Source organism: Streptomyces sp. WM4235 (genome assembly GCF_001279725.1).
GTDB lineage: Bacteria > Actinomycetota > Actinomycetes > Streptomycetales > Streptomycetaceae > Streptomyces.
The window spans coordinates 1-24,470 of the sequence record NZ_LGDE01000456.1; the positions used below are offsets into that span (position 1 = coordinate 1).

Sequence of the window (24,470 nt, forward strand, 5' to 3'; positions counted from 1 at the left end):
CGCCCGCGGCGCCCGGGCCCGCCATACCCCGGCCGACGCCCTCGCCCGGCTCGCCCGCCACCCCGACGTAGAGATCCGCAGGCTGGTCGCCACCCGGCCCGACCTGGGACCGGAGGCGGCGGCGGAACTGAGGCAGGATCCGGACGAGGACGTGCGGATGCGTGCCCGCCTCCAGCCCTCCATCCGTACCTGGGCCGAATTCGAGGCAGTCCAGAGTGTGGTCGATCACGGTCGCGACTGCACCTGCCCGATCACGGAGCCGGCCACCGAGCCGTCGCCCGACTGGTACGCCGCCTGCGCGGCGTCAGAGCAACCGGTGCTCCGCCGGGTTGCGGCGCGCTGGCCCGGCCTGCCCGCGAAGCTCGTCGGGACACTGGCGCTGGACGATGACGAGGAGGTACGGATCCAGCTGGCCTGCCACCCCCCGCTGGCTCCGCCGCACCTCCTTCTGGACGTCTTCGTGACCCGCCCGGCCCACCGTCCGCACCTGCTGACCCTTCCCGCGTTTCCCCGCACCGGCCGGACCCACCTCATCGGCCACCCGGACCCCGAGGTACGCGCCCTGGCCGCGGCCGACGCCACCCTGCCCGAACCTCCGCTGGAAGACCCCGACGATGCGGTACGCCGGGCAGCCGCCGCCAACCCGACCCTGACACCGGAAACCCTGGAAACCCTCCTCACCGACCTGCGCACCGCAGAGGGCGCCGCGACCAACCCGTCCCTCCCCGTCCCCCGCATGCACGCACTCCTCGACCACTGCCTGAACGGCGCCGCCACCCCGCCGACTGCGGCCCGACGCTGAGAGACGACACCCACGTGGCGATCACGGGCATGGCAATCGCCGTCGGCCATCGACTGACGCCAACACGCCGGGCAAGTGTTTCCATAACTCGGTTCTGGCACACATCCCGTGAGGACGATCAACGGCGTTCTGCCACGCTGACGTCGCGTCATCTGGGACCGTGGTGCGGGGTGATGACCTCTGGCCTCCTCCGGCGTTCCCGTGACCCGCGCGTCGCACACCACCTGGCGGGTCAGGGCGGACTCGACGTCCGAGGGCACGGGGCCGTCACAGCGGTCGCCCTCGACCGGTACACAGCCCACCGCGACGGAGGGAGCGACGACGCCTGCGGCCTTCGAAAGCGACCACGGAGCGTTCCCGGCCCTCGTTTCGGACCGGGCGCGAAATTCGATTCACCCGCTACCCGTAGGCGCCCTAGCGTGGCCCCATGCTCCAGATACCGTCACGGGTCGAACTGCACCCGCTCACCCTCTCCGACCAGGACGAGTTCTGTACCCTCGTCCGGGCCAGTTCCGAACTGCACCTGCCGTGGATGCGACTGCCGACGAACGCGCAGGAGTTCCTGGACTGGATGCGCCGTTTCGACGACGGCTCCAACCAGGGCTTCCTGGTCCGCGTGCGCGACACGGGTGCGGCCGCCGGCACGGTCAACATCAACTCGATCATCCGGGGGCGCTACCAGGGCGCGTCCCTCGGTTACGCGGCCTTCGCCCCGTCGGCAGGGCAGGGGTACATGACCGAAGGGGTCGCCGCCACGATGCGGTACGCGTTCACCGATCTGCGGCTCCACCGGCTGGAGGCCGGCATCCAGCCGGCGAACAAGGCATCTCTGGCCATCGTCCAACGGCTTGGCTTCCGGTACGAGGGGCTTACGCCCGCCTACCTCTACATCGACGGCGCCTGGCGGGACCACGAACGCTGGTCCATCACCGCACCGAACCCCTGGACACCCGATCCGTCCCTTCCCGAGGTCTGAGAGCAAACGCACACGAGGCGCACGGCAACCACGCCGGAGGGCGTGGACGTCTCCACGGGTGCCCTGGCACGGGCAGAACAGACAGCGAGCGGCCTCGGCGTTCAAGAGTCGCCCGGTCCACGGGATTCCCAAGGCCCCCCCGCCACCGGGTGTGCGGCGTTCGGGGACATGAGCGTGGCCGCTTGACCGGTCGGGCCTCGGCCCGCAGAGTCGGGATGCGGCGCCGTGAGAGCGCTGTCCGACCCCGCGCCTCGGTTCGCCCGTCTCAAGGCGGCCGATGCCCTGACCTTCCCGGAGTGACTGCGCTGATGGTTCTCGATCTGGTCGTGATCGGTACCGCCATCACGCTGGGACCCTTGCACAACAGCGCGTTCATCCTGCTGCTCTCCTCGCGACGTGGGGTCCACAAGGGCCTGGCGTTCCTCTTGTCGTGGCTCGCCAACCTGGTTGTGGTGATCGCATGCGTGTTGCTGCTGACCGGTGGGAATCCTCCGGCCCGCCACACCACCCCGTCGACCGCCGTTTCGTGTGCGAAACTCGCCATCGGCCTGGGGCTGATGCTTTATGGCGCGAAGCGGCGGCGCCGGCCACCCCGCCCGCATCACCCGCCGCGCTGGACCGCCAGGGTTGACGACGCCTCACTGGCCACGGCCGCCGGGCTGGCCTGGTTGCTCCAGCCCTGGGCGCTGGTCGGGGCCGGCGCCGCCACGGTCGTCGCCGCGGACCTCTCCTCCCTCACGGACTGGCTCGCGCTGACCGGCTACTGCCTGCTGGCCACCCTCAGCCTCGTCGCCATGGAGATGTACAAGGTCTGGGCACCGGCGGCCGCGGAGGCCAGGCTGAACGGCCTGCGAACCTGGACCGAGCAGCACCAGGACCAGCTGATCGTCACGCTCTCCCTGCTCGTCGGCCTGTGGCTGACGGTGCGGAGCGTCTACGAGCTGGTTGTCTGATGTCGCGCCCTTCTCGTCCGCGACCGGGCTGCCCGGACGTGCGCGGTCGACCGGGCTGGGCTGGGACCACGTTCGGAAGGTCCCACAACGCCCGCTCAATCGAAGTCAGTTCTCCTCGATGCCATCGACCCGGTCCCAGAACGGCCGTGCAGGTCAAGCATCTCGCCGACCGGACCCAGATAGTCCCACCGTGCCGATGATGAGGGTGCCGGCGACGTCGTAGTGGCTGCGGACAGGACTGGACACGCACCGCCCTGTCGTAACAGAATCAGTTGCAACGGGATCGACATCGGTCGCATCCAGGCAACGGGAGGTTCCATGAGTGCGAGCAGTCGCATGACCGCGGCCACGCACACGTTGACCTGGATGGCGCTCGTCTGCCCCAAGCGGGTCGACGGCATCGTGACGTCCGATCAGATCGCCGACAGCGTCAACACCAACCCCGTCGTCATCCGCCGCATCCTCGGCAGCCTGCGCGACGCGGGCCTGGTCGTCTCGCAGCGCGGCCAGGGTGCGGGCTGGAGGCTGGCTCGCACCCCGGAGTCGATCACGCTGAGGGATGTCTACCTGGCCGTTGAGCCCGATCCGCTCATCGCGCTGCACGCCGCGACTCCCAACCAGAAGTGCCCCGTCGGACGCGGCATCCCGCCTGTGTTGCGGGAGACGTACAGCCGCGCGGAGGAGTCGATGAAGGCCGAACTGGCCGCGGTCACCGTCGCCGAGGTACTGAGGGAGACGGTTGCCTGAAGCCAGGACCCCGCACTCCCGTCCCACCCGGCTGGTCCGCATGGACCGGCCTTTCTTCGGACCACTGTCGTAACCATCTCTGTTACATCCAAAGCCTTGGAGGTCCTTCCGTCGTGTACCGATCACTTGTGGTCCTTGCCACCGCGATGTTCGCCATAGGAACCGACAGCTTCGTCATCGCCGGCATCCTGCCGGATGCCGCGGACTCCCTCGATGTCCCCGTCGGCACCGCCGGCTGGCTGCTCACCGCCTACGCCTTGACCTACGCCGTGCTCGGTCCGGTCATGGCCGCCCTCACCGCGCGCCTGCCGCGCCGCACCCTGTTTCTCGCCGGGTTCGCGATCTTCACCGCGGGCAACCTCGTGACGGCCTTCGTCCCCGTCTTCGCCGTGGCCCTGGCCTCTCGGGCGGTCGCCGGGCTCGGCGGCGCCATGATCACCCCCGCCGCCGTCGCCGCAGCCGCCGCGCTCGCCCCACCGGAGCGTCGCGGCCGTGCCATCGCCACCGTCATGACGGGCCTCAGCGCCGCGACCGCACTCGGTGCGCCCATCGGCACGGCGCTCGGCAGCCTCACCGGCGATTGGCGTGCCACCATGTGGTTCGTCTCCGCTCTCGGAGTGTCAGCCGCCCTGGGTATCGCCCTGTTCCTGCCTTCGATCCCCACACCCCCGGCGGTCCCGTTGCGCACGCGTGTCCCCCCGCTCGCCGACCGCCGTATCGGTCTGGTCCTGCTGACCACTCTCCTCGCCTACACCGGCCTGTACACCGTCTACTCCTTCATCGGCGAAAGCCTCGACCGCGCCACCGGCGGCAGCGGCACAACCCTCGCCGCCCTGCTGTTCGTGTGGGGCCTGGCGGCCACCGTCGGAACACTCGCCTCGGGCACTCTGGTCGACCGCTTCGGCGATCGCCGCGTCATCAACACCTCGATCACCGTGGCCGCGATCGACTTCGCGCTGCTGCCGTGGGCCAGTGCACACCTTCCCTCCGCCGTCGCGGCGCTCCTCGTATGGGGTGTTTGCGGATGGGGACTTCTCGCGCCTCAGACCCATCGCCTGATCACCGCCATGCCCACGGCAGCACCCCTGCTCACCGGCCTCGCCTCGGCCGCGGTCTACATCGGCGTCTCGGCTGCTCCCCTGGTCGGGCAGGCCGGGATGGCGTGGTTCGGCACACACTGGCTCGGCGCCGTCGGCGCGGCGTTCATCGCACTCGGCCTCGTGGCGGCGGAGTCGGCCCACGCCGTCATCCGCCGACGCGGGACTGACGAGGCTTCCGCGGCACGAGCGCGACCATTGCCGTTGCCGACCGAGTAGCGCACAGCCGACAACACCCGCGGACAGCAAGGACCGAACAACAGTGATCACCACGAAACGCCTCCGACTGCGCCCGCTCACCGACGCCGACACCGATTGGTGGGTACAACTCCACGCCGACAACAAGGTCAACCGATTCGTCGGCGGCTACACCAACCAGCAAGCCGCAGCGCGCCTGCGCGACATCCACCGGCAGTGGACCCGGCGCGGCCACGGGCTGTGCGCCGTCGAACTGAAAAGCACCGGCCTGGCGATGGGACGCTGCGGCCTGAACTGGTGGGAGCAGTTCGGCGAGACCGAGATCGGCTGGACCTTCGCCCGCACGCACTGGGGACGGGGCTACGCGACCGAAGCAGCCCAAGCCGTTCTCACCTGGGGTTTCGGCCCGCTGAGGCTGGAACGGATCACCGCCATGATCCACCACGGCAACACGGCCTCAGCCGCAGTCGCCCAGCGCCTCGGATTCGCGCCACTACGCGAGGACACCGTCCTCGGCCGACCGTGCACGGTCTATGCCCTGGACCGAGACGACTTCCCCTCTCCCTGAACGCCGCCCAAACAACGGCCCTCACTCAGTCACCGCGCCGGAAGCCGACCCACTGAGAGAGTCTGACGACGACTGCGAGTGATCCTCGGTGAGTTCACCGTCTCGTCCATGGTTCTCGGCGAGTGCGGTGGCACTGGCACCTTCACCGGCGTGTCGAAGCTGACCGTACACATCGTCGATCGGACCCCTGGCAACCTGACCTGTTCCCTGGAGAAACCCAGTGGGGCGGCGGGCCATTCGGGCGGCGCGCATGCCGATGCAGCAGACACCGGTGCCGTCCTGGAGAGCGGAGAACACCACAGGCATCCAGTCCTCGACGAAGGGACCGGCACCCGCCCCGGCGAATACCGTTTCCGAGATCGGGACCAGTCGCATCTCCATCGCCGGGGAGAGCCCTGCCATCCCGTCGACGAAGGCGTACACCAGGTGTCCTTCGGCGTCGCGTTCGGAGACGGTGATGGCGACACCCTCGCGCCGGTGTGTACCGGTGAAGGGTGTGATGTCCACGGCGGGCGGCCGGGCCGCGGGAGCGAAGGGCGCGGGCATCCCTACGCCGGCCAGTTCGTCGAGGAGCTCGTGCAGGAGGTCCGTGCAGAGGAGGCGCGAGCCGCGGCCGTTGGTCAGCAGGACGAAGGCGACCTCCGACTCCGGGACGACGCGCAGGAATCCGTACTGGCCGATGGTGGCGCCGTCGTGGTCGAAGCCCGGGACGCCGTTCCAGTCGTAGAGCGTCCAGCCCAGCCCAGCCCCCTGCCGTCCTGGTGCCGCTGCCCGCCTCCGTCAGCCGGGGGGATCAACTCGACAACGCGCGTGCCTACGCCGCTCGGCACCCGGAGCGCTGCCGCGTCATCGCCGACGAGCAGCTGACCGACACCGGCGTACGCGTCCAGGCCCGCGCTGCCCTGTCCGTCGTCCCCCGCGGTGGACAGGTCGCCCGTCCCCGTCCGGAGGCCACGGCCGATCGCATCGCCGATCTCGTCCTGCAGACGGCGGACCCGCGCCGGTAGCGCGGGGTCAGTCGTGGTTGCCGTACATGTCGCGGATCTCCGCCTCGCTCTCGCCCCGGTAGAGGACGTGCCAGTGTTGGTGCTTGGACTCCTGGTACATGCCCAGGTTCGTCGTCACCGAGCACGACCCGTACTCCTTCTCCACGCCGGCGGCCACCTCCCGTACCACCGCGACGACCTCGTGCAGCAGGTCCTCGCCGGAGTTGCCGAGATCGGTGAGCGAGGGGACGTGCTCTTTGGGGATCACCACGATGTGCACCGGGTACGAGGGGTTGGTGTGGTGGAAGGCCAGGACCCGTTCGGTCTCCTTCACCCGCTCGATGGGAACCGCGCCGGCCAGCGCCTGATGGCAGTAGAAGTCGGAGACGGTCGCGGTACCGGTCACAGGTACACACCTTCGCTAGGCAGAAAGTTTCGGCAGGTCGCCTGCCCGACGTGGTCGTCGGGCAGGCCCCGACGCCAGCGTAGCGATCAGCCAACTCGTGGCCGAATCGACTCAACACCATTTCCGCGAAGGGGTGTTCGTGGACCGGGGATGGCTCACCCTCCAGGTGAACGGCCGCCGGAAATCCGTGTGGCCGTGGGCGAGGACGGCGGCCTGACGGACCGTGTGCTGCAACGACTCCCGCGCCGTCTTCACGAGGTTGCGGCGGGCGGCCTTCTCGGCCTCGCCGGTGAGCCGAGCGAGCCGTTAGTTCAGGACGGCGTCCAAAATCTCCTCCACCCAGTACCCAAGGCGGTGTCGGCGGCTGCAGAACCGTTTCGGGCGCCGCCACCGGCCGCGCCCGTCGAGCGGCCGACGGCACTGTTTGCAGTGCTTCACACGTATGCGATCCCCCATGACCTGTGACTCTAGCGGCCAACCGGGTTGGCGGCCGCCGGGCCTTGGCCGGCGCCCGCAGGTTCCGACTGTCACACGCGGACTGCGCCCCACGAACCTCGGCAGTGCCCGGGCGTCGCGAAGAATCGACTCTCCGCCTCTTTCGGCGAGAGAACGGCTGTCAAGCACGCTCCGCAGAAGCGAGTTACTCCACGCCTGTCGTCCCGCGAATCCTCCTCGGCCGACGCCTCGCTCGGTGAACAGGAGCGCCCGGTGTCCGTCGAACTTCTACTCGAAAGCAGCGCCGCCCGCCGGCACACCGGGGCCCGGCACCACCTCCGCGGCCCGCGCCCGCATCGGCTCACCCTGGGAGGCGTGCTACCCGGAGAGGCGTGAGGGTGGGGCCGGGGCCGACGGCTGGGCTCCATCGCACGCCTGTCCGCAAGCACCCGTGATGCGCGACCCACCGGATGCGCGTATACGGCCGCAGGAACTTCGAGTCGGCCAGGGCTCGTCCGGAACGGCGCCTCGGCTGCGCCCTCAAGCCCGGGGCTCGCGACTTGCTCATCGCCCGCCCGACGCGGGCCGGCGGAACTCCTGGGGCGTGGCAAGGCCACCCCCGGCGGGGCGATGGCAAGATCTGAGACAACCTCGTCATTGTGGACACGGGTGCGCGGAGGCGAGGATCGGTGCATGCCCGCACCCCACCGTGTCGTCATCGTCGCCTTCCCCGGCGTGGAACTCCTGGACGTCACAGGGCCCGCCGAGGTCTTCTCGGTCGCCTCCCGGGTGACCGACGGCGAACGCCCCCGTTACACCGTTGAGATCGCGTCGGCGAACGGGGGCGCCGTGGCCACTTCCAGTGGCGTCCGGCTGCTCGCGGACCTGCGCCTCGACGAGTTGGCCGGCCGTGTCGACACCCTGCTGGTGTCCGGCGCGGTCGTCCACCCGAAGGAGGGCGGGAGCCGGGCCGTCGTCGATCCCGTGGTCACCGACTGGCTTCGTACGGCGGTGCCTCGGGCGGGCCGCACCGGATCGGTGTGCGCCGGCGCCCACCTCCTTGCGGCCGCGGGCCTGCTGAACGGTCGGTCCGCCACAACGCACTGGCTCACCTCGGCGCAACTGGCCGCCGAGTACCCGGAAATCAGCGTGGACCCCGATTCGATCTTCGTCCGCTCCGGCTCTGTGTGGACCTGCGCAGGAATCACCTCGGGGATGGACATGGCGCTGGCGATGGTCGCCGAGGACCACGGACACGCCTTGGCGCTCGCGACCGCCCGCGTGATGGTGATGTACGTCAAACGCTCCGGCGGTCAGAGCCAGTTCAGCGTGCCGCTCTCCGTCCAGGAACCGACCTGCGACCGCATCGGCGAACTGCGCCAGTGGATCACGGAACACCCCGAAGCGGACCTCTCCGCCGAGGCGCTCGCCCAGCGGGTCAGCCTCAGCCCACGTCATTTCTCACGACTGTTCGCGCAACGCACCGGCACCACGCCCGCCGCGTACGTGGAATCCGCCCGACTGGAGACCGCCCGCCGGCTCCTCGAAGAAGGCGATGCCGGCCTGCCGCAGATCGCCGCCGCCAGCGGGCTCGGTTCCCTCCAGACCCTCCATCGGGTCTTTCAACGTCATCTCGGAACCACGCCGGCCGAATATCGCCGTCGCTTCCGCTGAAGCCCTATCTCTCCCTCTCTCCCTCTCCCCCGCCCCAACGCCCCGTGGACGCCGAGGCATGCCCGCGCGCGGTCCCTGAATGGAAGTCCACCATGTCCCGCACGAAGATCATTCCGATTCCGGTGCTCGGCAAGCACGCGGTCAACGCCTATCTCCTGCTCGGCCGCCGTCCCGTCCTCGTCGACGCCGGAACACCCGGCAGCGGACGCATGATCCGCGACCGGATCGCCGGGCACGGCGTCGACCCCTCCGACCTCGCCCTGATCGTCATCACGCACGGCCACATCGACCACTTCGGCTCCGCGGCTGAGCTCCACCACCTCACCGGCGCCCCGGTCGCCGGCCACGTCGCCGACCTCGAACCCTTCCGCACCGGCCGGGCCCGCATGCCCCATCTGCCGACCGGACCCATGGGCCGCCTGATGAACCGCAACCGCAAGCTGCACGTCCCAGCCGACCCCTTCGAACCCGGGATCCTGGTCGACGGTGAGACCGACCTGACCGACTTCGGGCTCCACGCCCGGATCATGCCCACCCCCGGCCACACCGCGGGCTCCGTCTCCGTCCTCACCGACGACGGCAACCTCGTGGCGGGCGACCTCGTGGCCAACTCCTTCATGGGCCTCATCCCCGGCAAGCCGGCCAACCCGCCCTTCCACGACGACCCCCTGCACAACCTGGCCAGCCTGCGGGCCATGCTCGCCCTCAACCCCACGAAACTGCACGTCGGCCACGGCACCCCACTCGACCCCCAACGCGTCCACCGCTGGGCGGAACGGGAACAGCGGCGCCTGGCCGCTCGGGCGAACCGGGGCCGCCTGCGAACCCGCACCACGAGCTGACACGAGCGATTCGCGCACACTCTGCTCCTCACCGTCCCGGCGCGCGGCATCATGGGCGCGTCAGAACCGCGAAACGTACGTGACCGACCGGGCGGCGACAGCGGATCATCTGGCGGGCCACGTCGCCATCGTCGCCTCGGCTTGCGCCACGGGACGCCCCTGGCGCGCCCATTCACCACCGCTACCGGCGACGCGAGGAACACCTGGACGTCCCCTACGAGCCCGTCCGGCAGGAGGGCGCATACCCGTTCGGGCGCCGGCTTGCCGATCAACGCCGCACCTCCCGGGCCGGGACCTCGGGTGAGGCGGGTTCTTCGCCGGACTGGAAACCCATCGTGATCGTGCGGTTCATCGGCGCCCCCCTGAAAGGCCGCGTGCCGGCCGCGGCCCCGGCCTCAGCGCCCGGCCTGCACGGAACGTCAGCCGCGAGGTCCCTGCGGAACAGTGGCCCCCGGCCCATCCGCGAGGAGGGAGAGGGTCGTGGTGCGCGGGAGGTACCGGGTCACTGCGGCGAGGAGGGCGTTGACCCGGCCGGGGACGACGGTGGGGCGACGGCGTCGGCGCAGGGCGGTGAGGGCGGCGACGACGACCGCCTCGGGGGTCCGGACCAGGGCGGCCGGGATGTCGGAGTGCAGGCCGGGGCGGGTCGCGGTCGGTCCGGGGCAGAGGGCCATCACGTACACCCCGCGCGGCCTTTGCTCGTACCAGAGCGCCTCGGAGAACGACGCGACGAAGGCCTTGGTCGCACTGTAGACGGCTTGGCCGGGTTGCGGGGCGAAGGCCAGGGTGGAGGCGACGTTGACCAGGGCCGCGCCGTGGCGGGCGGTGGCGAGGAAGGCGTGCGCGAGGGCAACGACCGCCTCGCAGTTCAGGCGCAGTGCGGGCAGGGCCTGGTCGAGGGGCGTGTCGGCGAAGGGGCCCGGGCGGGCGAGGCCGGCGTTGTTGATGAGCAGGTCGTATGGGGTGGCCGTCAACGCGTCCGCCACGGTGCGCACCCCGTCGGGGGTGGCGAGGTCGGCCACGAGGTAGTCGTGTTCGCCGTCGGATCCACCGGGGCCGAGTTCGGTCATGAGGGCCCGCAGGTGCCGCTCGGTGCGGGCAACCGCGGTCACGGTGTGGCCCTCGGCGGCCAGTGCGAGGGCGAAGGCGCGGCCGATGCCTTCGGTGGCGCCGGTGATCAGGACGGTCATTTCTCCGCCTTGGGGGCCGTGGCGGGCGAGTAGAGGAAGGAGAAGCGCTCCATCACGTTCTGGCGCTGCGTGTTGTGGAAGGCGGCGATACGCCACGCGCCGTCGGTGTCGCGGACCAGGGTGTACGTCTGGACTTTGGACAGATCGGCGAGACCGGGCTTGCCGCCGGTGTAGTCGTCGCCGCGGCCGGTCAGGACGGCCGCGTCCTTCCCGAGGAAGCGCAGGTCGAGGTAACTCGCGGCGAGCTTGGTGCCCTTGACGAAGTCCTTGAAGAGGGCGCCGTGCGCCTCGGTGATGTCGGCGCGGCCCTGGTAGTGGCTGCCGATGTACGTGGTGTAGGTGCCGTCCTCGGTGAACAGGCGGCCGTACGCCTCCGCGTCACCACGGGCCCAGGCGTCGATGAGGGCGTCGAGGGTGGCACAGATGGCCTCGCCGTCGGCGGTGTTCGCGCCCGCCGGGATGACGTCGGCGCAGTTCTCCTTGCCGGTGCGCCGTATGCCGGAGGTGGTGTCGAGGTAGAGGTACGCGGCGGCGGCGCCGAACGCGAGGACGACGGCGGTGGCGAGGGCGGCGCGCTTGACGGTCTTCTTGTTCACGGGCTTCTTGTTCACGGGAATGCCTCTCGGTCGACGGAACGGTCGGATGACGGCAGCCGCCGCGTTGACTACACTGGCGCAACAACTGCACACGTGCATTATCTGCATGCATGCAGATAAATGGCAAGGGGAAAGGTGACGCGATGACGGAGCAGGAGCAGGGCGACCGGCGGGCGGTCTTCCGGGAGTACGTCGATGCCGTGGGGCTGCACGGCATGGCGGGTGCGGAGGCCGCGGGCCTCCAGGCGTCCGAGTGGTACGCCCTGAGCCGCATCACCCTGGCGGGCGGGCTCACCTCCGGCGAACTCGCGGTCGGGACGGGACTCACCACCGGGGCGACGACACGGCTGATCGACCGGCTGGAGCGCGCCGGGTACGTACGCCGCACCGCGGACCCGGCCGACCGGCGCAAGGTCGTGGTCGAAGCGGTGCCGGACGCGCTGTCGGGCGTCGAGGCGGCGGTGGGCCCGGCCCGCAAGCGGATCGGCGAGGTCCTCGCCGGCTACACGCCGGACCAACTGGACCTGCTCTTCGACTACTTCTCCCGCGCGGCCCCCGCGTTCCGCGAGGCGACGGAGGAGATCCGCGCCTCGACGCAGGAGCGCAAAGGCGGCCGATAGGGGCGGGCCCCATGGCCTGCGATCCGTAGGCCGGGCTCGCGAAGGCGCGCGCACGCCTCGGACCGGTGGCCGCCCTGGCGCTCACCGCGCCAGGGCCCCCGAGCCGCGGTGCTCGCCACCACCCCACCACCCAGGGCCACCGCTGCGCTCCGGGTGGACACTGACGTGAGGTCACACCAGTCGGTCACTTCCGCCCGCACCTCAGATCGGGAACGTCGGCACGTTGAGGGCGGTCAGTTGAGCGCGGCCCAGTTCTGGGTGTTCGCGTTGCCGGCGGGCTTGGCGGTGACGGAAGCGCCGGGGGCGACTGGGGCGCTGTCGAGGGAGTAGCCGGTCGCCGGGTTGGTGATCGTCAGGGTGCCGCTGCTGTTCTGGGTGACCTTCCAGCCCTGGCCCGGATTGGAGGAGTTGACGGCCCGCAGGATGGCGGGGGCGCCGGCGGTGGCGGGTGCGGTCAGCACGAGGTGGTCCGGGCAGCCATCGATGAGCTTCGCCGTGCCGTCCCCGTTCGCGACCAGCGTCCACTGCTGCTTGTTGCGCGTGGCGTCATAGGTGGCGAGGGTGGCCGGGGAGCTGCCGGAGGCGCCGCACTGGTCGGCGCGTTCCAGGGCCAGGCCACCGCCGTTGGTGAGGACGTGGGTGCGGCCGTCGCCCACGATCGTGGGGCCGTAGTTGACGGCGTGGGCGGCCAGGGCGGTGAGCGCGGCGCCGGTGGTGGCCAGCGGCGGGTTGGCGGCGGGCCGCCCGGTCTGGAAGTAGTCGGCGAAGGTGGCGGGCCGGCGCGCGGTCATCACGCTGACGGTCCTGTCCCAGCCTCCGTCGACGTTGTTCCACAGATCCAGCAGCGCGCCGTCAACGTTGCCTTGGACCTGGTCCCCGGTGTGCCAACCGGTGGTGTACGTGAAGTTCTGGCTGCTGCCGTCGGGCCACACGTAGCGGTAGTCCTTCAGGAGGTAGGCGGCTACGGAGTCGGCGAAGCCCTCGGTCCAGGAACAGCTGCCGGAGCTCGCCTGGTCGATGAAGTGCGGGTTGCAGCCGGTGACCGCCGGGAACTGCCCGTTGTAGAGACGGTGCTGGAAGAAGTGGCCGGCCTCGTGGAGCACGGTGTGCTCGGAGTCGGGGTCGGCGGCTGCGAGGTGGACGGTGTTGGCCAGGTCGTAGGACGGGCCATCGGCCGAGTTGGCGGTCCACCGGATGTTCAGTTCGGTGCAGGCATTGCTGTTCGCCTCGTGGGTGGACCAACAGTCGCTGACGGGGTTGTTGCGGGCCCACCACAGGATGTTGATGGTGTCGAATGCATGCCAAGCCCGGGCGTTGGACGCCTTGAGGGTGCCCAGGTCGGCGCCGGCGGCAAGGTCCGTCTTGGTGGGCGAGTCGAACGTGTACACGGCGCCGTTGCCGTCGCTGACCTTCCACAGCTTGGTGCTCTCGGTGCTGAACCGCACCCACATGCTGCTCATCGTGGCGGTGGTGGGGGTGTAGCAGAGGTTGAATCCTCCGTCGGCGACAGCGGTGTACTGGTAGTCGGCGGTGAGCCGGCGCGGAGTGTCGGTGGACTTCTCCTTGCCCCACAGCTGGACGTTCGCGTTGCGGACCGGCTTGGTCAGTGTGGGCTTGCCCCGGCCGGCCTCGGCCGACTGGTAGTCGTACTGAAGCTTGCCGCTCAAGCAGATGGGGGACGCGGCCGCGGCGCTGGGCGCCGTCAGCGGAACGACGGCGGCGGCGAGCAAGGCGGTGCTCATGGCGGCGAAGCCGCGCGGCAGCCGAATTCCGATGGCCACAGGGTTTCCTCTCATGGGGGCGTTTCAAAGCCCTGCCGGTGCGGGCCGAAGCCGTGCGATCCGGGCCGGCCCGTGACGAACGCAGCGAAACTGCGGGCCAACAGGTGACCTTGCCAAGTCGCCCTGGACCAGCGGGGTTTCGACGCACTGCCAGTCTTCCACCGTCCGCCTCGTCAACTTGCCCGCTCCAGATGGTGCGGCGGGCTGCCGCCGATGGAGCGGTTGCGGGAGCTGCCCAGTCCGCGTCGGCGGCACGGCGTGTTTCACCCGTTCGTGGGGTGGCGGACTCCGACAGCTCCCCCGGCAGCCCAGTACCGGGTCGGCGGCCTCGTCGATCGCCCCCCGTCGGCGGAAACGGGCGAAGGCGCGTCCCCACTGCGGCGGCTTAGCGTGAAGAGGACGGCGGGGCCGGGTCCACAGCCCCTCTTCCGACGCCGCGGCCTCGTAGCCTCCCTTTGCGAGGCGCCCTCGGCCGGCCGGGCGGGCAGGGGGCAGCGGGCAGGCGGCCATCGACCAGTGGCTCGCGGGCAGCCCCAGCACTCGCTACGAGCCACGCGACTTCCTCGTCTGGGCGGCCCGGCGCGGCCACAGCCGCGACCTCCTGGTGCCACATCACACCAAGGCCGAACCGCAGGGCTCGACGACGACTCGCACTGCTGCGGGGATCTGTGCGGACACTGCATGCAAGCCCGCGCAACGGAGGAGGACGGGCCCGAGAGCGTGCGACGCGCCGGCCTTCGGCCGACGTATAACATGGACATGCCCAGCGAGCAGCCCGGACGACGATCAGTACCACGATCGAGCGATCACGAACGAAGAGAAGTCGGACTTAACGACCACTGAAGATGGTGCAATGGCCGCGGGCCATGGCGTAGACCCGCTCGTTGGCGGGCGATGTTCGACCAGGCCATGGCCCGCATAGCAGGCCGGTTCCGGCGGGTCGAGCCTAGAGCGACAGCGCGGGCGTTCGTACTCGTACTGCTGTCCGGCGTCGAGCGCAAGAACTGCTGGCAGCTGGCTGAGGAAGCCGGCCATTCCCGCCCCGGCGCGATGCAGCGGCTGCTGCGAAACGCGAGCTGGGATACCGACGAGGTACGCGACGATGTCGACGAGAGTCCGGCGTATTCGGTGTCGAAGGCCGCGGCAATGCCCGGCCTGCTGACGGCTTCGCGGAAGGCCGCGGTGGCCCGGCCGAGTGCGAGCTGCTTCTCTTCCTCGATGGCCAGTTCGGCCAGGTAGGCACGGACGCTCTTGCCGTGAGCGGCCGCGAGGGTGGCGAGGCGGTCTCGGGTCTCGGGTCTCGGGTCTCGGAGCCGATCTTCACGGTTGCATCTGCCATGCCCCGAGTAGGCACCCATGAATACCATCTGAATGCCCCGCGATGGCCCGTCACCGGCGGCCGACGTTCGCCGACCGGCAGGGGGGATGCCTTGAGTCGGTGCGGCCGGTGATGAGGACCATCGGATCGGCCGCTCCTGGGCGTCAGGACCGACTGCCACGGGGTGTGGAGGGGCGTCACGTCGCGCACGACACGGCTGGCGACCGGCTGACCGGCCGACCTCTCAGGCTCCCGGTCCGCTCGGTCTCTCGGTGGTGGCGGTGGCGGAGTCCTCGGTGTAGTAGCGCCGCAGGAGTTCCCGCTCGGCATCCCGGTGCGGGTACTTGAAGAAGATCAACAGTGCACCCAGGGCGATGGCGCCCAGGCCGACGGTGTACGCCCAGTCGTCGCCGTGGAGGAACGACTGGCGTGCTGCCGCGACGATCTGGTGAGCGTACTCGGGGTGCTGCTGGGCGACCTGCCCGGCAGAGGCGAACGACTTCGTCAGCTCGCTCTGGACCTGGTCCGACACCTCCTTGCTCTCGGGAGAAGCGGTGATCGCCGCGCTGAAGGCCGAGGCGTAGCCGGCGATGAGGAGCACGCCCATGACGGACTGCATGATGGCCCCGCCGAGGTCCCGTTGCAGGTCCGCGGTGCCCGAGGCCATGCCGGCCCGTCGCACGGGCACAGATCCGGTCAGCGAGTGCGATGCGGGCGTCCCGGCGAAGCCGGCGCCGATGCCGATGAAGACGTAAGCGAGGCCGATCTGCCAGTAGCTGCTGTCCTCGTCCCAGAACAGCAGCATCCAGGCGAAGGCGAGGAAGAGGAACACGTAGCCGGTCAGCAGGGTCGTACGGGCGCCGTGTGTCTCGACCAGCTTCGCGGACCGCGGTGCCACGAGCACCATCATCACGACGAGGGGGAGGATGGCGGCGCCGGCTTCGACGGCGTCGTACTCGAGCACATTCTGCAGGTACTGCATGCTGATGAACGCCGACCCCATCATGGAGCCGAACACGATGATTCCCGCGCATGCGGCGACCCAGAACGTGCGCCGGCCGGCGATGTGGAGGTCGTACAGCGGGTTGGGTGCCCGACGCTGGCGCCAGATGAACGCCACCCCGGCGGCGAGGGCGACCACGACGAGGCCGACGGCCAGTGCCCCCTGGTTGGGGACGACGGCGAAGTTGATTCCCAGCACCAGTCCCGCGATCAGGAGGACGGACAGGACGCCGCCGAGGTTGTCCACCGGTTCGGCCGACTCGTTGGCGTGCGCGGGGATGAACAGCAGGGCCATGACCAGCGCGACCGCGGCGAGGGGCAGGGTGACCAGGAAGACCGACCCCCAGTAGAAGTGTTGGAGCAGCGCGCCCGCGATCACCGGCCCGAGCATGGAGATGCCGCCGCCCAGGGCCGACCACAGCGCGATCGACTTCGTCCGCCCCGGCCCCGCCCACAGGGCCGTGATCAGCGCCAGGGTCGTCGGGTAGGCCATGCCTGCCGAGACTCCGCCGAGGATCCGGGCCAGCACGAGGACGGTGTCGTTCGGCGCGTACGCCGCGAGCAGGCAGGCGGGAATGGACAGAGCGATACCGAGGAGCAGCAGCAGCTTGCGCCCGTGACGGTCGCCGACCGCACCCAGATAGAGCACCGATGCGGCCAGGCCGAGGGAGTACCCCACGGCGCCCATGTTCAGGGCGGTCTGGGAGGAGTCGAAGGCCTTCCCGATCGCGGGCAGCGCCACGTTGGCCACAGACAGGTTCAAGTTGGCCACCGCGGCAACGATGATCAAGGACGCCAGAACGAGCGGCGCCCGCGCCGGGGCCTCACGCGGAACGTCGATGCGAGGCGCGCCGTTTTTCGACATGGAACCTCCGGGGCGAAGTGGGGCTTCGCGAGAGTCTTGCCTGATCCACCGTGCCGCACATCGCCCCATTGGGATGACACGCCACCGTCGCCGGCTCGGTCGGCTCGCCGCGGGGCGATCTCGGCGAGCACGTCCCCGAATCGATCGCGCAGCCGCACTCCGCGCTGCCCGCCGTGTTCGCCGCCGCCGAGCCCGCCCCGCTCAAAGCGACTCTGGACGCGGTGTGGCGGGCACTGCAGACGTACGGAGAGAATGGCGGGACAGGATTTGATGGCTCCTGGGTAGGCAGGCCGAGCACTTGGTAGGTCCGAGACGACGGTGCAGGCCGTCCGGACATCGAGTCCGCCCGCGGCTCGGTCCTGCGCCCCTTCCGTGACCCCGTCGCCGCCGAGGACGGCGAGGTCGAGGAAGGCCCATGCCCCGGCCGATGTCGTGGCCGGGGCCTGGGGGTGGCTCAGTCGACCTGGTTGTTGGCCTCCTTGGGCAGGCAGAACATCAGGGCCCACATCAGGGCGAGGAGGCTACCGACCCACCACAGCACGGTGATGAACGCGTCGCGGTTGAGTCCGGCGTCGGGCGAGCCGCCGGTGGTGGCGAAGAACACCAGGGCGGTCAGCGCGGTGCCGAGGGCGATGCCCAGGTGAATCGCGGTGTTGAACAGACCCGAGGCGGCTCCGGCGTCCTCGTGCGGGACCCGGGCCAGCGACAAGTCGGCGAGCGGGCCGCCGACCATGCCGAGGCCGAACCCGATCAGTACCACCGGAGCGGTCATCGCCGGCAGGGTCAGGTCCGCCTGGCCTCCGGCGGCCTGAAGTCCGTAGGCGACCATCGCAGCGGACGCGATGAGGGCTCCGGCCTGGGGAAGGCGGCGGGCGAAGCGCCCGCCGCTCTTCGCCGCGAGCGTCGCGCCGGCCAGCTCTCCGAGGGAGAGCAGCACGAAGGCCAGGGCCGCGTGGAAGGGGCTCATGCCCAGGCCGCGCTGGAGGTAGAGGGTCCAGGTCATGAAGAACAGCCCGCAGAGAAGGCCGTGCATCAGCTGAGCGGCCATGCCGCCGGAGAACTGCCTGCCTTGGAAGAGGGACAGGGGCACAAGGGGTGCGTTGTCCTGCTTGCGCTGCTGGTGGCGGAGGAAGACGCCCAGCGCAAGGAGGCCGGTGGCGAGCAGGGCGAAGCACCACAGCGGCCAGTGATGAAGGTGCCCCTCGGTGAGCGGGAAGACGATCAGGACGATGGCCAGTGCGGACAGCAACATGCCGGTGAGGTCGAGCCGGTCGGCCTTGCGGACGGTCGACTCGGGGATGAACCGGCGTCCCAGGAGGAGCACGGCGAGGCCAACGGGCACGTTGACCAGGAAGATCGGCCGCCAGGACAGCCCGAACAGGTCGGCCTCGGTGAGCAGGCCGCCCATCACCGGGCCCAGGACGTTGGCGAGGGACATGACGGCCCCGTACAGGCCGAACACTTTGCTGCGGTTCTGCCCCTCGAAGGTGACATGCAGGGTGGCCAGGATCTGCGGGATCATCAGGGCGACTCCGACGCCCTGGAGCCCGCGGGAGCCGATCAGCACGCCCGGCCCGGCAGCGAGGCCGCACAGCAGCGAAGCAGCGGTGAACACGACGGTGCCGATGAGGAGGATCCTGCGCCGGCCGTAGCGGTCGCCGAGGCGCCCGCCGGTGATCAGCCCGACGGCGACGGGCAGTGAATAGCCGGTGGTCAGCCATTGCACCGCGTCCGGCCCGGCGCCGGTCGACTCCTGGATCGCGGGCAGGGCGGTCAGGACGACCGACTGGTCGATCATGTCCATCAGCTCGGCGCCCAAGAGCACCAGAAGGGCGATCCAGGCCCCCACAGCCATCTTCGACGGTCCAGGTGTGGGGTGGGTTGGGGGCTCGGTGGTGTGCTGCGGCTCGTTGTCGAGCGCGGAGGAAGACACGACGGGGAACTCCTGATCCAAAGGAATCGGGGAGCCCTGCCGACGGCCGCACCGGGGCCGGAGAACACGAAACCCGGGGCAGACGGCAGAGCTGCACCCGGGAAGGAAGACTGCGGGGAAGGGTGACGCAACTCAGGCCAGCGCGACGTCCGCCCCCGGACACGTGCGACGAAACAGCACGTGAGGAACACGGACGACTACATGGCCTGGTTGATAGGACGTCACCTCGAGATCGCTACAGAAGGAACAGGGAATCCGGTCACTGCCACCGACACCTCGGCACAGGAACGGGTCCACCATATGACGCCCCCGGGCCCCGACGCACACCAGATAACGGACCCACTACTGTCGACCCACGGGCCAAGGGACGCGTTGCGGATTCCCGCATGGACCGGTGTCCGGGCCGCGAGGGTGGCGGAGGTGCGGGCGCGGGCTGCCGGCGAGCGCGCCCGTCCACCACCGGCGGCCGATGCCGGGCCTCGTCCGCGTCCGCGTCCGCGCCGCAATGATCTGGATCGCCGACCTCCTGCACGTCGATGTCCGATCGCGACATCACACAGGCACTGAGGCAGTTCATATGGTTTCAAAGCAAACCGCACTAAATGCCGTAGGACTCACTTGCGTCCCTTGGTGCATCCCCGGCGGGGACGATCCGTAGACCGACCGCGCCCTACTTCGCCGCCCCCCGCCCGAACGAGATCTCCACCCGCCGGTTCTTCTTCCGGCCCTCCTCGGTGGAGTTGTCCGCGATGGGGTCGTCCTCGCTCCTGCCGGCCACCTCGTAGGCGATCCCGGATCCACCCAACTCCGCGGCGAGCGACGCGTGTACGGCCTCGGCACGCTTCGTGGAGAGGGTCTTGCCGTGGGCGTACGTTCCCAGGTTGTCGGTGAAGCCGCGGACCGTGACCTTCCGCGGACCGTTCTCCCTGATCTCCTTGGCGACCTCGGCGATCCGGGCGGCGGCTCGGCCGCTCAGCTCCGCGCTGTCCTTGGCGAAGAGGACCTCGGATTGGAGTGTCAGCTTGATGTCGTCATTCGATTCCTCGCGCCCCGAGTCGCCGGACAGGTCTCCGGAGACCGAGAGGATGTCGACCACCACCGGAGGGGCCAGCTTCGCGCCCTTCTTCAGCTCCAGGACCTCGGCGTGCGGATCGACCGGGACGGGTGGCGGCTCGGGCGAGGCACTGGGCGAGGGGTCGGCACGGGCCGCAGGGGCGTCGTAGAGACCGAGGAGAGTGGTCAGGCATACGGCGGTGAGTGCGCAGGCCGCGAGCCGGGGGGCAGGGGGGCGCCCCGTCGTCGCCGGCCTCACTGCGCGACCGTGATCTTGACAGGGGCGGTGCCGAAGGTCGGCATGGCGAAGTCGACCTCCGTGGTGCCCTCCGGCGGCGCCGGGAACTGGACGAACACCGGGGCCGTGTCGCCGGGCTGGAAGACCGTGTGGAACTGGTTGCACAGGCAGTTGCCCTGCGTGTCCCGTAGCGGGTAGTAGCGCTTCTTGCCCTTGAGGTCCGCCAGGGAGGCACCCGACGAGGAGTAGCCGTTCTTCAGCGACAGATCGTTGCCGCCGGTCCACTGGTTGGTGTTCAACGCTGCCTTGCCGTCGTTGCGCATCTCGCCGCGAACGGTCACCACACCGCCCTCGTACCGCTGCACGGAGTCGATGGTGAGCACCGCGCCGTTCGCGCCCTTCATCTCCATACCCTTGCCCTTGGGGCCCGCGGCGGCCGGCTCTTCGGCGGCCGGCTTCTTGCCGTCCGGCGCACCACCCGAGTCACCCCCCCCGCACCCGCTCAGCGAAAGCGTTACGACCGCAACGAGGCTGATGGCGGCCACCTTCGCCCCGACTTGCGCCATTCCATGCCAACTTCGGTGCCCAAGAGCGGTCTGATCCTGTATCTCGCGCATCATGCTTCCCCCTGGTTCCCGTCCACTGCAACGCGTTGCACAGTAGCGCATGCGAACCCTGCACCCCAGTGACATGCATCGCACACATCAAACTCAACAGAAGTCCAGGAGAAGCCTTCTCCCTCTGGGCGTACGGAAACTGACCTGGTGTCCGGTAGCCGCGGTGTCAGTGCGGGGCGACAGCGGCCCCGAATTCGGTACTCGTCTTGAGCTTGTGGCAGCCCCGGCACAGCACTTGAAGAGTGCCGTCCGCGTCCGTCCCGCCGAGGGCGAGGGGCTTCGTGTGGTCCACATCCACAGGGATGTTGCCACGGCGATGAAACGGATGGGCTCCACATGGAGCCTGCGCCGGGCTGTTGGCGGAGCGGGGCCTTCCCGGCGCCGGACGCATGACACCTGTCACGCGGTATGTGTGACCCGGAGCCCTGCCACGCATACCCGTGCCCCGGCCAGACTGGCGGTCAACACAGCTACCGCAGGGGCGACATGAACATCCTGAGCAAGAAGACCGTACTGGGCGAAGCGACCGACATCAGCGGCCTGGTACCCGCCGACTACCGGCTCCCGGTCTGGTTCTTCGCGTTCGAAGGCGTCCTCGCTGCCGCCTTCGACATCCTCAAGGCCTTCCCCGCGGCATGGCCCGTGCTGGTGCTCCTGCTCGCCGCGAACATCACCATCTCGCTTACCCTCATGCGCAAGCGCATCAAGCTCGCCAAAGCACTGTGGCGCGGCAAGGAGACCCGCAAGGTCGCCCTCGCGCTCATCGCCCTTCGGATCGGAGGCCACTTCGCCCTGAACGCCTTGGGGCTGGCCGTCACCTCCACCCTCGGCCACGTGCTCTTCGCCCTCGTCATGGCCGCCGCCACGATCGGCCTGCTCGCCTACTCGCAAGCGGCCGCGCTCCGCGCCCTCACCACCACCGCTGCCACACCGCACTCGACGGGCACCCACGCATCAGCCGTGTGAACAACGCTCCGGGCCAACACCCAGGACATCGTCGACAACCCGCACCGCCTGAATGTCGTGGCCATGAGCCAGGCGATGCAGGCGCGCACCCCGCACCGGGCCGGTTCGGGGTGGCAGCCGGTGCGCATCACGGCCGTTTCGTGCGCACCGTCGATGTCGGTGAGCCCTCCGCAGGCTCGCTCGTCGCCGTGCGGGGCGATGCCGCAGTCGTGCACGTCGATCCCGCACGGCGCCCCTGGCCCGAAAAGCTCCCTGGGCTGGTGGCGGGCAGGCTGCGGGGTCTCGGAGAGGGTGGCTTGTGGTGAAATGTGACCTGTCCGGCGCCGCCGCGGCGCGGATCGTCGCGTATCCGGGATGAAGCCCCGGGCCGGCATCGAGCAGTAAGGGGTCGCTGTGACCGCAGGAGAGCCGGACGACGGGCAGGCCTCCGATCTTCCCGTGGGCGGGATCCGGCGGGGTGAGGCGATGACTTTGGCGGGGACGTTGGAGGCGGCTGAGGCCGCGGCTCCCGTGGAGTCGCTCGACGTGGTCGCGCGCATGCTCAAGGAGCACCTCGGAGCCGCTTCGGTGTCCTTCCTGATCACTGACTTCACCGGCCGTTCGGTCGTACGGCTGGGCGCCGCGGGCAGCGTCGAGACCGGTGAGCCGGCCCGGCGGATCCCGCTGCGGGGCACCCTGTACGACGACGTGATCCGCAGCCAGCGGCCGAGGGTCGAGGACAGGGGGGAGCATCAGTCGGTGCGGGTCGTCGCCCCGGTGACCAACCGCGGGGACGCCATCGGGCTCCTCGAACTGTTCCTGCCCGCGGCACCGGACGCTCAGGTGATGCGGGAGATCGGCGAGACCGCGCACGCGTTGGCGTACATCGTCATCGCGAACCGGTCCCACACCGATGTGTACCAGTGGGGCCGCCGCACCGAGCCGCTGAGCCTGGCCGCGGAGATCCAGCACCGTCTGCTCCCGGCTTCGCTGGCGTGTGAGGCGGCACAGTTCGCGGTCGCCGGGGCGTTGGAACCCGCCGACCACGTGGGGGGTGACACCTTCGACTACGTGCTCGACCGGGACACGGTCCAGCTCTCCGTGACCGACGCCATGGGTCACGACGTCGACGCCGCATTGCTGGCCACCCTGGTGGTCGGCGCCCTGCGGCGGGCACGGCGGGCGGGTGCCGGCCTCGCGGAACAGGCCCACCAGGCCGACCAGGCCATGCGCGACCACGGCCGCGGGGGCTACGTCACCGGCCAACTGCTGCGCATCAGCCTGCTCGACGGCCGGACCGAGTTCGTCAACGCCGGGCACCCCTGGCCGCTGCGCATGCGCGACGGGCGAGTACAGGAGATCGTTCCCAAGGTCGATCCGCCCCTCGGCCTCAGCCTCCAGGCCTCGCGGGACAACATCTACCGGGTGCAGTCGCTGGACCTGCGACCGGGTGACCGGCTGGTGATGCTGACGGACGGCATGCTGGAGCGCAACGCCGAGAGCCTCGATCTGTCGGACCTGATCATCCGTACCCGCGTGCTGCATCCGCGCGAAGCCGCCCGCGCCCTCATCGGGGCGATCGTCGATGCCGTCCAAGGGCGTCTGGACGACGACGCGACCGTCATGTGCCTGGACTGGCACGGCGTCGGCAACTCCCGGCGTGACGCCGCCACCGGCGCCGACCTCACCGACGCCTCACGACCGTCCAAGGACGCGACGGCCCACTGCCGGGCCATGACCCTGGGCTGAGGAACAGGGCCGTCAGGTCGCGGACCCCGACTCGCCCGGCACCCGGTGTGCACGTCCCTCTTCAGACCTCGGACGGCGGATCCGTCGCCGCGGCGGCGTCGCGGTATTCGGCGTTGAGGCGCTGCGCTTCTTCCAGCTGGTCTTCGAGGATGACGATGCGGCAGGCAGCCTCGATCGGGGTGCCCTGGTCGACGAGCTCCCGGGCGCGGGCCGCGATCCGCAGTTGGTAGCGGGAGTAGCGGCGGTGCCCACCCGCGGAGCGAAGCGGTGTGATGAGGCGGGCGTCGCCGATGGCGCGGAGAAAGCCCTGGGTGGTGCCGAGCATCTCGGCCGCCCGGCCCATCGTGTAGGCGGGGTAATCGTCGTCATCGAGACGGCCGCCGAGCGGACCGGTCGGATCTCCTGCTGTCATCGCACCTCTCTGGGGAACGCGTGGAGGGGCCCCGGTGCCTATGGCACCGGGGCCCCGAAGGAACTACTACACCATCTACCGGCCCTGATACTGCGCCGGCCTTCTGTTTCCGCCAACCCGACCGATACACGGTCGGGGATACGGGGATCGCGGTTGCTTGACCGGAGACCACCTCACTCACGATGTCCTGCGGTACCCGGACCCTGTCACCACGTCCGGGCGATCCTGATGGCGCTTCACTCCTCCGTTCATCCCTCAATGGACCAACTACTTGCCAAGCGGGGAACCGCGTACTGCCGGTACTTCTCTCACTCCTGGTCATGCGACCCGCTTGTACTGCATGCGACCTGACCAAGCGCCACACTCTCCGGCAGCCAGCCCCGTCGCCCATCCCGCATCCGCTCTGGCTTGGAACCCCACTGCCGAACCTCCCGATGCGCGCGCCCGCAGCCGACGCCTTCACCGAG

22 protein-coding genes and 3 pseudogenes are annotated in these 24,470 nt (G+C 69.9%); 13 read left to right on the forward strand and 12 right to left on the reverse strand.

Annotation, left to right across the window (positions count from 1 at the left end; genetic code table 11):
• The 6 genes and pseudogenes from ADK55_RS31915 to ADK55_RS31940 all read left to right on the forward strand — a co-directional run.
• Positions 1 to 802: pseudogene (locus ADK55_RS31915) on the forward strand (hypothetical protein); the annotation flags it as partial.
• Between the two features lie 427 nt (positions 803 to 1,229).
• A complete protein-coding gene (locus ADK55_RS31920) occupies positions 1,230 to 1,778 on the forward strand; it encodes a GNAT family N-acetyltransferase (protein WP_053683838.1) in 549 nt (182 codons plus the stop codon).
• A 308-nt stretch (positions 1,779 to 2,086) separates the two neighbouring features.
• Positions 2,087 to 2,731, forward strand: coding sequence for a GAP family protein (locus ADK55_RS31925; RefSeq protein ID WP_053683839.1), 645 nt, complete (start codon positions 2,087 to 2,089; stop codon positions 2,729 to 2,731).
• Between the two features lie 318 nt (positions 2,732 to 3,049).
• Positions 3,050 to 3,478: an Rrf2 family transcriptional regulator gene (locus ADK55_RS31930; protein ID WP_053683841.1), complete on the forward strand. Its 429-nt coding sequence runs from the start codon at positions 3,050 to 3,052 to the stop codon at positions 3,476 to 3,478.
• A gap of 113 nt (positions 3,479 to 3,591) precedes the next feature.
• Positions 3,592 to 4,794 (forward strand): MFS transporter, encoded by a 1,203-nt coding sequence (locus tag ADK55_RS31935; RefSeq protein ID WP_053683844.1) that lies wholly within the window; start codon positions 3,592 to 3,594, stop codon positions 4,792 to 4,794.
• A 43-nt stretch (positions 4,795 to 4,837) separates the two neighbouring features.
• Complete coding sequence (locus ADK55_RS31940) at positions 4,838 to 5,341, forward strand: GNAT family N-acetyltransferase (protein ID WP_053683845.1); 504 nt, start codon at positions 4,838 to 4,840, stop codon at positions 5,339 to 5,341.
• Positions 5,342 to 5,362: 21 nt separating this feature from the next.
• Here ADK55_RS31940 and ADK55_RS31945 read toward each other — a convergent pair whose 3' ends face one another.
• On the reverse strand, positions 5,363 to 5,848 hold the full coding sequence (locus ADK55_RS31945; protein WP_234350340.1) for a hypothetical protein: 486 nt from the start codon (positions 5,846 to 5,848) through the stop codon (positions 5,363 to 5,365).
• Positions 5,849 to 6,004: 156 nt separating this feature from the next.
• Positions 6,005 to 6,082, reverse strand: a pseudogene (locus tag ADK55_RS40280) (hypothetical protein); the annotation flags it as partial.
• A gap of 20 nt (positions 6,083 to 6,102) precedes the next feature.
• Here ADK55_RS40280 and ADK55_RS31950 point away from each other — a divergent pair.
• Positions 6,103 to 6,348: a hypothetical protein gene (locus ADK55_RS31950; RefSeq protein WP_053683847.1), complete on the forward strand. Its 246-nt coding sequence runs from the start codon at positions 6,103 to 6,105 to the stop codon at positions 6,346 to 6,348.
• A 7-nt stretch (positions 6,349 to 6,355) separates the two neighbouring features.
• On the opposite strand, the gene ADK55_RS31955 is transcribed toward ADK55_RS31950, so the two are convergent.
• Positions 6,356 to 6,733: an HIT domain-containing protein gene (locus tag ADK55_RS31955; protein WP_053683849.1), complete on the reverse strand. Its 378-nt coding sequence runs from the start codon at positions 6,731 to 6,733 to the stop codon at positions 6,356 to 6,358.
• Between the two features lie 1,128 nt (positions 6,734 to 7,861).
• Between ADK55_RS31955 and ADK55_RS31960 the strand changes: the two genes are divergently transcribed.
• Together ADK55_RS31960 and ADK55_RS31965 are read left to right on the forward strand one after the other, a co-directional pair.
• Complete coding sequence (locus ADK55_RS31960; protein WP_053683851.1) at positions 7,862 to 8,842, forward strand: GlxA family transcriptional regulator; 981 nt, start codon at positions 7,862 to 7,864, stop codon at positions 8,840 to 8,842.
• A 92-nt stretch (positions 8,843 to 8,934) separates the two neighbouring features.
• Entirely contained in the window at positions 8,935 to 9,684 is a 750-nt protein-coding gene (locus ADK55_RS31965; RefSeq protein ID WP_053683853.1) for an MBL fold metallo-hydrolase, read from the forward strand.
• Positions 9,685 to 10,103: 419 nt separating this feature from the next.
• On the opposite strand, the gene ADK55_RS31970 is transcribed toward ADK55_RS31965, so the two are convergent.
• Positions 10,104 to 10,874: an SDR family NAD(P)-dependent oxidoreductase gene (locus tag ADK55_RS31970; RefSeq protein WP_053683855.1), complete on the reverse strand. Its 771-nt coding sequence runs from the start codon at positions 10,872 to 10,874 to the stop codon at positions 10,104 to 10,106.
• A complete protein-coding gene (locus ADK55_RS31975) occupies positions 10,871 to 11,485 on the reverse strand; it encodes an SgcJ/EcaC family oxidoreductase (protein ID WP_234350341.1) in 615 nt (204 codons plus the stop codon). The genes ADK55_RS31970 and ADK55_RS31975 overlap by 4 nt, the downstream gene beginning before the upstream one ends.
• Before the next feature lie 128 nt (positions 11,486 to 11,613).
• Between ADK55_RS31975 and ADK55_RS31980 the strand changes: the two genes are divergently transcribed.
• Positions 11,614 to 12,090: a MarR family winged helix-turn-helix transcriptional regulator gene (locus ADK55_RS31980; RefSeq protein ID WP_053683857.1), complete on the forward strand. Its 477-nt coding sequence runs from the start codon at positions 11,614 to 11,616 to the stop codon at positions 12,088 to 12,090.
• A gap of 233 nt (positions 12,091 to 12,323) precedes the next feature.
• Here ADK55_RS31980 and ADK55_RS31985 read toward each other — a convergent pair whose 3' ends face one another.
• Positions 12,324 to 13,871: an RICIN domain-containing protein gene (locus ADK55_RS31985; RefSeq protein ID WP_053683859.1), complete on the reverse strand. Its 1,548-nt coding sequence runs from the start codon at positions 13,869 to 13,871 to the stop codon at positions 12,324 to 12,326.
• 909 nt (positions 13,872 to 14,780) lie between these two features.
• Between ADK55_RS31985 and ADK55_RS40810 the strand changes: the two are divergent.
• Positions 14,781 to 14,978, forward strand: a pseudogene (locus ADK55_RS40810) (IS701 family transposase); the annotation flags it as partial.
• A gap of 455 nt (positions 14,979 to 15,433) precedes the next feature.
• Here ADK55_RS40810 and ADK55_RS31995 read toward each other — a convergent pair.
• The 5 genes from ADK55_RS31995 to ADK55_RS40585 form a co-directional block, all read right to left on the reverse strand.
• A complete protein-coding gene (locus ADK55_RS31995; RefSeq protein WP_053683861.1) occupies positions 15,434 to 17,056 on the reverse strand; it encodes an MFS transporter in 1,623 nt (540 codons plus the stop codon).
• Positions 17,057 to 17,510: 454 nt separating this feature from the next.
• A complete protein-coding gene (locus tag ADK55_RS32000; protein ID WP_053683863.1) occupies positions 17,511 to 18,989 on the reverse strand; it encodes an MFS transporter in 1,479 nt (492 codons plus the stop codon).
• 670 nt (positions 18,990 to 19,659) lie between these two features.
• Positions 19,660 to 20,301, reverse strand: a complete 642-nt coding sequence (locus ADK55_RS32005; protein WP_053683865.1) for an OmpA family protein — start codon at positions 20,299 to 20,301, stop codon at positions 19,660 to 19,662.
• Positions 20,298 to 20,846: a hypothetical protein gene (locus ADK55_RS32010; RefSeq protein ID WP_053683867.1), complete on the reverse strand. Its 549-nt coding sequence runs from the start codon at positions 20,844 to 20,846 to the stop codon at positions 20,298 to 20,300. Before ADK55_RS32010 ends, ADK55_RS32005 begins: the two co-directional genes overlap by 4 nt.
• Positions 20,847 to 21,063: 217 nt before the next feature.
• Positions 21,064 to 21,333 (reverse strand): HNH endonuclease, encoded by a 270-nt coding sequence (locus ADK55_RS40585; protein ID WP_078999669.1) that lies wholly within the window; start codon positions 21,331 to 21,333, stop codon positions 21,064 to 21,066.
• Positions 21,334 to 21,383: 50 nt separating this feature from the next.
• Here ADK55_RS40585 and ADK55_RS32015 point away from each other — a divergent pair, with 50 nt between their 5' ends.
• Positions 21,384 to 21,863, forward strand: coding sequence for a hypothetical protein (locus ADK55_RS32015; RefSeq protein WP_053683869.1), 480 nt, complete (start codon positions 21,384 to 21,386; stop codon positions 21,861 to 21,863).
• A 465-nt stretch (positions 21,864 to 22,328) separates the two neighbouring features.
• A complete protein-coding gene (locus ADK55_RS32020; RefSeq protein WP_053683875.1) occupies positions 22,329 to 23,591 on the forward strand; it encodes a PP2C family protein-serine/threonine phosphatase in 1,263 nt (420 codons plus the stop codon).
• A gap of 61 nt (positions 23,592 to 23,652) precedes the next feature.
• Here the strand turns inward: ADK55_RS32020 and ADK55_RS32025 are convergent, their stop codons facing one another.
• Positions 23,653 to 24,003, reverse strand: coding sequence for a MerR family transcriptional regulator (locus ADK55_RS32025; protein ID WP_053683871.1), 351 nt, complete (start codon positions 24,001 to 24,003; stop codon positions 23,653 to 23,655).
• Between the last annotated feature and the right edge of the window lie 467 nt (positions 24,004 to 24,470).

Excerpts from the sequence above, each read along its gene's own strand:
- ADK55_RS31930 (WP_053683841.1), top strand. The coding sequence starts at position 3,050 with ATGAGTGCGAGCAGTCGCATGACCGCGGCCACGCACACGTTGACCTGG.
- ADK55_RS32015 (WP_053683869.1), top strand. The coding sequence starts at position 21,384 with ATGAACATCCTGAGCAAGAAGACCGTACTGGGCGAAGCGACCGACATC.
- ADK55_RS31970 (WP_053683855.1), bottom strand. The coding sequence starts at position 10,874 with ATGACCGTCCTGATCACCGGCGCCACCGAAGGCATCGGCCGCGCCTTC.
- ADK55_RS31965 (WP_053683853.1), top strand. The coding sequence starts at position 8,935 with ATGTCCCGCACGAAGATCATTCCGATTCCGGTGCTCGGCAAGCACGCG.
- ADK55_RS31920 (WP_053683838.1), top strand. The coding sequence starts at position 1,230 with ATGCTCCAGATACCGTCACGGGTCGAACTGCACCCGCTCACCCTCTCC.
- ADK55_RS32025 (WP_053683871.1), bottom strand. The coding sequence starts at position 24,003 with ATGACAGCAGGAGATCCGACCGGTCCGCTCGGCGGCCGTCTCGATGAC.
- ADK55_RS31980 (WP_053683857.1), top strand. The coding sequence starts at position 11,614 with ATGACGGAGCAGGAGCAGGGCGACCGGCGGGCGGTCTTCCGGGAGTAC.
- ADK55_RS32020 (WP_053683875.1), top strand. The coding sequence starts at position 22,329 with ATGACTTTGGCGGGGACGTTGGAGGCGGCTGAGGCCGCGGCTCCCGTG.
- ADK55_RS32010 (WP_053683867.1), bottom strand. The coding sequence starts at position 20,846 with ATGGCGCAAGTCGGGGCGAAGGTGGCCGCCATCAGCCTCGTTGCGGTC.
- ADK55_RS31960 (WP_053683851.1), top strand. The coding sequence starts at position 7,862 with ATGCCCGCACCCCACCGTGTCGTCATCGTCGCCTTCCCCGGCGTGGAA.
- ADK55_RS40585 (WP_078999669.1), bottom strand. The coding sequence starts at position 21,333 with ATGCGTGGCAGGGCTCCGGGTCACACATACCGCGTGACAGGTGTCATG.
- ADK55_RS31995 (WP_053683861.1), bottom strand. The coding sequence starts at position 17,056 with ATGTCGAAAAACGGCGCGCCTCGCATCGACGTTCCGCGTGAGGCCCCG.
- ADK55_RS31925 (WP_053683839.1), top strand. The coding sequence starts at position 2,087 with ATGGTTCTCGATCTGGTCGTGATCGGTACCGCCATCACGCTGGGACCC.